General features: G+C 66.0%; 8 protein-coding genes. 4 read left to right on the forward strand and 4 right to left on the reverse strand.

Annotation, left to right across the window (positions count from 1 at the left end; all coding sequences use genetic code 11):
- Positions 1 to 47: 47 nt before the first annotated feature.
- Positions 48 to 827, reverse strand: a complete 780-nt coding sequence (locus DES47_RS28475; protein ID WP_133704181.1) for a LytR/AlgR family response regulator transcription factor — start codon at positions 825 to 827, stop codon at positions 48 to 50.
- Positions 799 to 1,956, reverse strand: a complete 1,158-nt coding sequence (locus tag DES47_RS28480; RefSeq protein WP_133704182.1) for a sensor histidine kinase — start codon at positions 1,954 to 1,956, stop codon at positions 799 to 801. The genes DES47_RS28475 and DES47_RS28480 overlap by 29 nt, the downstream gene beginning before the upstream one ends.
- 155 nt (positions 1,957 to 2,111) lie before the next feature.
- Between DES47_RS28480 and DES47_RS28485 the strand changes: the two genes are divergently transcribed.
- From DES47_RS28485 to DES47_RS28500, 4 genes are all read left to right on the forward strand, one after another.
- Positions 2,112 to 2,486, forward strand: coding sequence for a hypothetical protein (locus DES47_RS28485; RefSeq protein WP_243748497.1), 375 nt, complete (start codon positions 2,112 to 2,114; stop codon positions 2,484 to 2,486).
- A 186-nt stretch (positions 2,487 to 2,672) separates the two neighbouring features.
- On the forward strand, positions 2,673 to 3,041 hold the full coding sequence (locus DES47_RS28490) for a VOC family protein (protein ID WP_133704184.1): 369 nt from the start codon (positions 2,673 to 2,675) through the stop codon (positions 3,039 to 3,041).
- Positions 3,042 to 3,137: 96 nt separating this feature from the next.
- A complete protein-coding gene (locus tag DES47_RS28495; RefSeq protein WP_133704185.1) occupies positions 3,138 to 3,605 on the forward strand; it encodes a (2Fe-2S)-binding protein in 468 nt (155 codons plus the stop codon).
- 2 nt (positions 3,606 to 3,607) lie between these two features.
- Complete coding sequence (locus DES47_RS28500) at positions 3,608 to 5,770, forward strand: xanthine dehydrogenase family protein molybdopterin-binding subunit (RefSeq protein WP_133704186.1); 2,163 nt, start codon at positions 3,608 to 3,610, stop codon at positions 5,768 to 5,770.
- Positions 5,771 to 5,815: 45 nt separating this feature from the next.
- On the opposite strand, the gene DES47_RS28505 is transcribed toward DES47_RS28500, so the two are convergent.
- Positions 5,816 to 6,898, reverse strand: coding sequence for a branched-chain amino acid ABC transporter substrate-binding protein (locus DES47_RS28505; RefSeq protein ID WP_425057494.1), 1,083 nt, complete (start codon positions 6,896 to 6,898; stop codon positions 5,816 to 5,818).
- A 191-nt stretch (positions 6,899 to 7,089) separates the two neighbouring features.
- On the reverse strand, positions 7,090 to 7,200 hold a 111-nt coding region (locus DES47_RS28510; protein ID WP_481884328.1), incomplete at its 5' end, for an ABC transporter ATP-binding protein C-terminal domain-containing protein.

Raw genomic sequence — 7,200 nt, forward strand, 5'->3', positions numbered from 1 at the left:
CTTGCAACGCGAGGGTCGCGTTCAGTTGTTCATTGACAGGATGGCACTCAGGCAAAAAGGGCCCGCACATCTTTCACGAATCGCTCGCTGACCGGCACCACCTCGCCGGAGCGCAACCGGGCCTCATAAGTTGAGTCACCGGTCACATGCAGGGCGGTGATCGCCGCGTTGCGGACCACCACGGTGCGGTGCACGCGCATGAACTGGCCCGCCGGCAGGCGCTGCTCCAGCGCGCCGAGGGTCGAGCGGTGCAGCACCACCCGCGCCGCCAGATGCAGCTCGACATAGTTGCCGGCCGCGCCAATCCACTCGATGTCGGCCGTGTCTATCCTTTCCATCGCCCCCACCGACCGCACGATCAAGGCCTGCAGCTCCGGACGGGGCCGCCCATCGAGCAGTTGCTGGCGCTCGTGCAGAAAGCCACCCATCGATTCAACATAGCCGGCCAGCTGCCTGAGCTGCAGCGCCTGCTCGGCCCGCGCCAGCATCTGGGCAAAGCGCTGGTCATCGAAGGGCTTGAGCAGGTAGTCGAGCGCGAACACATCGAAGGCGCTCAGCGCATGGGCGTCGTAGGCGGTCACAAACACCACCAGCGGCGGCGCCGCCAGGCGGCACAACTCGCTGGCGAAGCTCAGGCCATGCTGGCGGGGCATCTGGATGTCCAGCAGCAGCAGATCCACCGGCCGCTGAGCCAGGGCCAGACGCGCCTCGGCAGCACCGGTGCAGGCGCCCGCGCAGTGCCAGTTCGGATGCTCGGCAAGGGCCAGCTGCAGATTGCTGCGCGCCAGCGCCTCGTCGTCAACGATCAGTGCGGTCCACTTGTCCATCCAACTCTCGCCAGGGAAGGGTCAACTCGGTCACGAAGAATTCGCGCAGCCGGAAGGCCTCCACCCGCGCCTCATTGCCATAAAGCATCAGCAGCCGTTCGCCCGTGGTCCCTAGCCCCAGGCCATGGCCACGATGGCCGGTGCCGCCCGGGCAGACCGGATTGCTTAAGCCCAGCTTGACCGTGCCTGCCTCGGCCTTCAGCACGATCTCGAGCTGCCCCGCCCCCTCGAAGGCCTCCAGGCCGTGGCGAATGGCGTTCTCCACCAGCGGCTGGAACAGCAGCGGCGGGCAGGCCACCCGTTCCCAGGCCAATGCTTCCACCTGCCAGACCAGTTGCAGGTCCGTGCCGTAGCGCAGCTGCTGCAACTCGAGATAGTCGCGCACAAAGCCCAGCTCGTCCTGCACGCTGACCCACTCCGACTTGCTGGCACGCAGGGCGTAACGCAGCAGTTCGCTGACACGCGTCAGCGCGGTCAACGCGCTGCCGCGGTCGGAGGCACGCACCAGGGCGGAAATGCTGTTCAAGGCATTGAACAGGAAATGCGGCTCCAGCTGGCCCTGCAACAGGCTCAGGCGCAGGCGCAGATTGTCGGTTTGTGCGCGCTGCACCGCCATCCGGTGTTCCTGCGCCCGCTGCCAGGCGCTGAACGCCATCTGAAAGATCAGGGCGCCCACGATCAGCATCAGATCCACCAGATTGTCCTGGTACGACCGGGCGGCCAGCAGGCCCAGAAAGCTCTGCGCCGGCTCCATGCCCCGCCAGACAGTGAAGGCCGCATTGCTGCCGACCATGGAGACAAAACCTATGGGCAGGGCCGTCAGCAGCAGACGCAGGATGCGCAGCGGGCTCTCGACGACCTCGCGGTGACGCTCGACATAGACCGATAGCAGCCAGTTGAAGATCACCAGCGGCAGCACATAGGGCAGATTGATCCACAGCATGCGCAGCAGGTTGACGTCCTTGCCCTTGCGCAGATAGTCGCCGAAGGACGCGGTGATCAGCATCAGATAGAAGAACGACCAGATCAGCGCCGACCACAGCAGCGGCCGCAGCCAGGGCCAGGCCGCCTTGAGCCAGGGGTGCGTAGGAAATGCCGTCTCGGAGGCAGACAGGGGGATAGCGGACATGGGCGGATCACACCGGGCAAGGAGGCCGAGGCCACACTCTAGTGCAATGGGCGGCCAGGACGGCTGCCGTCGCACCCTCGGTGCCGGCGTTTCGTCCCAGCCCCGACTTGTGCCACCATCGCCTTTCGCGCCGAGGGTGCGTGGCGAGGTGGCAGATGAAGCTGGTCGAGGGCATCCGCAAACATGGCTTTCGCAAATGGTATGAGCGAGAGCTGATGCACAGCCATGGCTACCTGGTGCTGGCCTTCATCTGCGCCATCGGCCTGATGGCGGCCTTCGAGGGCCTGTTCGAGTTCCACACGCTGGCCGACAAGCTGATGGATGTGGCCAGCATCGCCCTGTGCGGCTTGGTCGGCATCTGGGCCCTGCGCCGCTATCTGTATCTGCTGATGCATGCCGAGGCCGCCGCCCAGCAGGCCGAATGCCCCGGCTGCGGCACCTATGCGCGCTTCATCGTGGTGCACGCCCGCGAGGCCCAGGCCCAGGTGCGCTGCAAGCAGTGCGAGCATGTCTGGCCGATCGGTGAGTAGGGCATGACCTGGGGTTTTCACAGTCACCGATGAGAATCTCTTGACAATAGACTTGCCACGGCCAACTGGATCGTTAGTCAGCTCAACCGCGACCATTCCACCACCTGCACTCGAAGCTCCCGCTCGACGTCGCGAGCAGAGTTGCGCAGTGCGACTCATCCACCTCACCCCCAGGAGGACGCTCACATGGCAAATGCACTGAACTGGTTCGAGATCCCGGTCACCAACTTCGAACGAGCCAAGGGCTTCTACGAAAAGGTTCTCGGGGTCGCCATCGAGACGATGGTCATGGGTCCGCTCACGATGGGCATGCTGTCGTCCGACCCGCAAGCCGTTGGTGGTGCCATCGTTCAGGGTGACGGCGGCTCGCCTTCCCAGACCGGCACACTCGTCTACCTCAATGGTGGAGACGATCTGGCCCCCATGCTCGCGCGAGCCGAGCAAGCCGGCGGATCGGTGGTCGTGCCAAAGACCGAGATCGGCAATGACTTTGGCTTCTTTGCCCACTTCATGGACACGGAGGGCAACAAGGTGGGTCTTCATTCGATGAAGTAGTTCCTTTCTGGGCGGCTCTCGGGCTGAAGCAAAGAATCCGCAAGCTGTGTAAGCTCCGCCCACGCCTCCCCAAGACGAGGCGCCAAGGAGCCCCGAATGATCAAGCTGACCGTCAACGGCAAAGCGGTGTCGCTCGACGCCGACCCCACCATGCCCCTGCTGTGGGCGCTGCGTGAGGACCTGCAACTTACCGGCACCAAGTTCGGCTGCGGCATGGCGCTGTGTGGCGCCTGCACCGTGCACCTGGATGGCCAGCCGGTGCGCGCCTGCTCGACACCGATCTCGGCCGCCGCCGGCAAGAAGGTGACGACGATCGAAGGCGTGGCCGCCACCAAGACCGGCAAGGCCGTGCAGGCCGCCTGGACCAGGATCGATGTGCCGCAATGCGGCTACTGCCAGAGCGGCCAGATCATGAGCGCCTGCGCGCTGCTGGCCGCCAAGAAATCGCCCAACGATGCCGACATCGACAACGCGATGAGCGGCAATATCTGCCGCTGCGGCACCTACAACCAGATCCGGGCCGCCATCAAGGACGCCTCGGTCACTCTGGCGAAGGGGGCCTGAACATGGACAGCACCACCGTTCAATCGAACAGCCGCCGCCGCTTCCTGAAGACCAGCACCGGCGCCGCCCTGGTCGTCGGCTTCGCGCTGCCCGCCGCGCTGAACCGCGCCCAGGCTCAAAGCCAGGGCGCGCAGAGCAATACCTTCGCCCCGAATGCCTGGCTGCGCATCACGCCGGACAACAAGGTCACCGTGGTCTGCGGCTCGGCCGAGATGGGCCAGGGCGTGCTGACCGCCATTCCGATGATGCTGGCCGAGGAACTGGACGCCGACTGGAAGCTCGTCGGCGTCGAGCAGGCCCCTGTGGATCAGGCTTACAACAACCCGATGTTCGGCATGCAGGCCACCGGCGGCAGCACCACCGTGCGCGCCCACTGGACGCCGCTGCGCGAGGCAGGAGCTGCCGCCCGCGAGATGCTGGTGGCCGCCGCGGCCGCACAGTGGAAGGTCGAGCCCGCCAGCCTGCGCACCGAGCGCAGCCATGTGATCGGCCCCGGTGGCAAGAAGCTCAGCTATGGCGCGCTGGTGGCGGACGCCTCCCAGCAGGCGGTACCGGCCAAGCCGAAGCTGAAGTCGCCCAAGGACTTCAAGATCCTCGGCAAGCCGACCAACCGGCTGGACAGCGCGGCCAAGATCAACGGCACAGCCAAGTTCGGTATCGACGCCCATCTGGACGGCCTGCTGGTGGCGGTAATGGCCCGTGCGCCGCTGCCCGGCGCCAAGGTCAAGAGCCTGAAGGACGACAAGGCCAAGGCGGTCAAGGGCGTGGCCCAGGTCATCCCACTGCCCAGTGGCGTGGCCGTGCTGGCCAGCGGCTACTGGGCCGCCAAGCAGGGCCGCGATGCGCTGGAGATAGCGTGGGATCTGGGCGACAAGGCCGCGCTGTCGTCCGAGCAGGTCACGGCCCTGCTCGCCGAGGGTGCGGCCAACGCCGACGCGGTGGGCAAGGACACGGGCAATCTCAAGGACGGCATGGCCAACAGCGCCAAGACCTTGAGCGCGCAGTACGAGGCCCCCTATCTGGCCCATGCCTGCATGGAGCCGATGAACTGCACGGCCTGGGTGCGCGGCGATACCGTCGAGATCTGGGCCGGCACGCAAAGCCAGGGCCCGGCCCAGGGCATTCTGGGCCAGGTAGCGCAGGCCACGCCGGCCAAGGTGAAGATCAACACGATGCTGCTGGGCGGGGGCTTCGGCCGCCGCTTCGCGCCGGACTTCGCCATCGATGCCACCCTGCTGTCCAAGATCAGCGGCCGGCCGGTCAAGCTGATCTACACCCGTGAAGACGACATGATGGCGGGCTTCTACCGCCCCGCCTCGGTGGCCCGCTTCGAGGGTGCGCTGGACGACAAGGGCCGGGCCACCGTGCTGCGCGTCGATGTCGGCTCGCCGTCCATCATGGCCGCCTCGGGTTTCATGAAGATCCCCGACAACGGCGTCGACACCTTTGCGATGGAGGGCATCGAGGACCATCCCTACGACATCGCCAACCAGCGCATCGCCTACGGCCGGCGCGAGCCAGGGCCCCAGGTCTGGTTCTGGCGCTCGGTGGGCCACTCGCAAAACATCTTCTTCACCGAGAGCTTCATCGACGAGATGGCTGCCGCGGCCAAGGCCGACCCGTTCGAGTTCCGCCGCGCGATGCTGGGCTCGCAGCCGCGCTACAAGGCGGTGCTGGAGCTGGCCGCGCAGAAGGCCGGCTGGGGCAAGCCGCTGGCCAAGGGCCATTTCCACGGCATTGCCGTGGCGCAGAGCTTCGGCAGCTATGTGGCCGAGGTGGCCGAGGTGTCGGTGGCGGCGGACGGCACGCCCCGGGTGCACCGCGTCGTCGCGGCGGTGGACTGCGGCATGACGGTCAATCCGCAGACGATTGCGCGCCAGATCGAGGGCGGCATCGTCTATGGCCTGTCGGCCGCGCTGTACGGCAAGATCACGTTCAAGAACGGCCGCGTCGAGCAAGGCAACTTCCACGACTATCCGGTGCTGCGCATGAACGAGATGCCCAAGGTCGAGGTGCATATCGTCGCCTCGACCGAGGCGCCCGGCGGCATCGGCGAACCCGGCACGCCACCGATCGCGCCAGCCGTGGCCAACGCGATCTTCGCGGCGACGGGCAAGCGCATCCGCAGCCTGCCCATCGACACGGCCCTGCTGAAGAAGGCCTGATAGGTTGCAAGCTGGCGGCGTTGCCGCCAGCTTGCGTTCACATCATCAACGAACGACAGCGATTTCGCTGCGCGCGCCACCCTTGTAGGTGTACAGGGTCAGCGCGCCATTCTTGATGTCGCCCTTGTTGTCGAACGAGATCGTGCCAGTCACGCCCTTGTGACCCTCGGTCTTGGCCAGCACCGGCAGGTACTTCGCAGGCTCGGCTGAACCGGCCTTGACCATCGCCGCGACCATCACATTCAAGGCGTCATAGACGTAGGGCGCATAGACCTGCACGTCGAGCTTGTACTTTTCCTTGAACTTGGCCTTGAAGGCCTCCAGCGACTTCTTGGACTCGCCCTCGACGCCACCTGCCTCGGCGCAGACCACCTGGCCGTCACCCATGGTGCCGGCGGCCAGCTTGGGCAGCTCGCCCGAGCAGATGCCGTCGCCGCCAACGAACTTGGCTTCGATGCCCAGCTGCTTCATCTGCCGCAGCATCGGGCCGGCCACGGCGTCCATGCCGCCGAAGAACACGACGTCGGGCTTCTTGCCCTTCAAGGAGGTCAGGATGGCGGTGAAGTCCGTGGCCTTGTCGTTGGTGAACTCGCGGCCCACCAGCTTGCCGCCGGCGCCCTTGACGCCCTTCTCGAACTCGTCGGCCACGCCCTGGCCATAGGCCGTGCGGTCGTCGATCACGGCAATCGCCATGCCCTTCAGCTCCTTGGCGGCATAGCGGCCCAGCGTGCCACCGAGGTGCACGTCATCGGCCACCACTCGGAAGGTCGTCTTGTAGCCGTTGCGGGTGAACTTGGGATTCGTCGCCGACGGCGAGATCTGCGGAATGCCGGCGTCGCTATAGACCTTGGAAGCCGGGATCGAGGTGCCCGAGTTCAGGTGGCCGATCACGCCGTTGACCTTGGAGTCGACCAGCTTCTGCGCAGCGGCCGTGCCCTGCTTGGGATCGCCAGCATCGTCTTCGGCCAGCAGTTCGAACTTGGCCTTCTTGCCGCCGATCATCACGCCCTTGGCGTTCAGCTCGTCGATGGCCATGCGCGCGCCCAGCTCGTTGTCCTTGCCCAGGTGGGCAATGGCGCCGCTGGTCGGGCCCACGTGGCCGATCTTGACCACCATGTCTTGCGCCATCGCCGAGCCGACCGAGGCCAGCAGCGCCGCGCCGGCAATCACCTTCAATTGGGAATTCATTATTGCAATCACTCCGTTGTGGTTGTCGAGACCGCGGCGCCGCGGCGCGGGTGGCGCCGGGGCTGGGGCAGGCGGGCGTTTCGCCCCGCGCGGCTTCGGGCAGGTCAGCCCGCGCATGAATCGTGGGTGAACTATTCGCCCAGATAGGCGGCTCGCACCTTGGGATCGTTGAGCAGGTCCTTCGCGTCCCCGCTCAAGGTGATCTTGCCCGAGTCCATCACATAGCCGCGGTTGGCCAGGCC

Origin of the sequence: Roseateles toxinivorans (assembly GCF_004362525.1) — a bacterium.
GTDB lineage: Bacteria > Pseudomonadota > Gammaproteobacteria > Burkholderiales > Burkholderiaceae_C > Paucibacter > Paucibacter toxinivorans.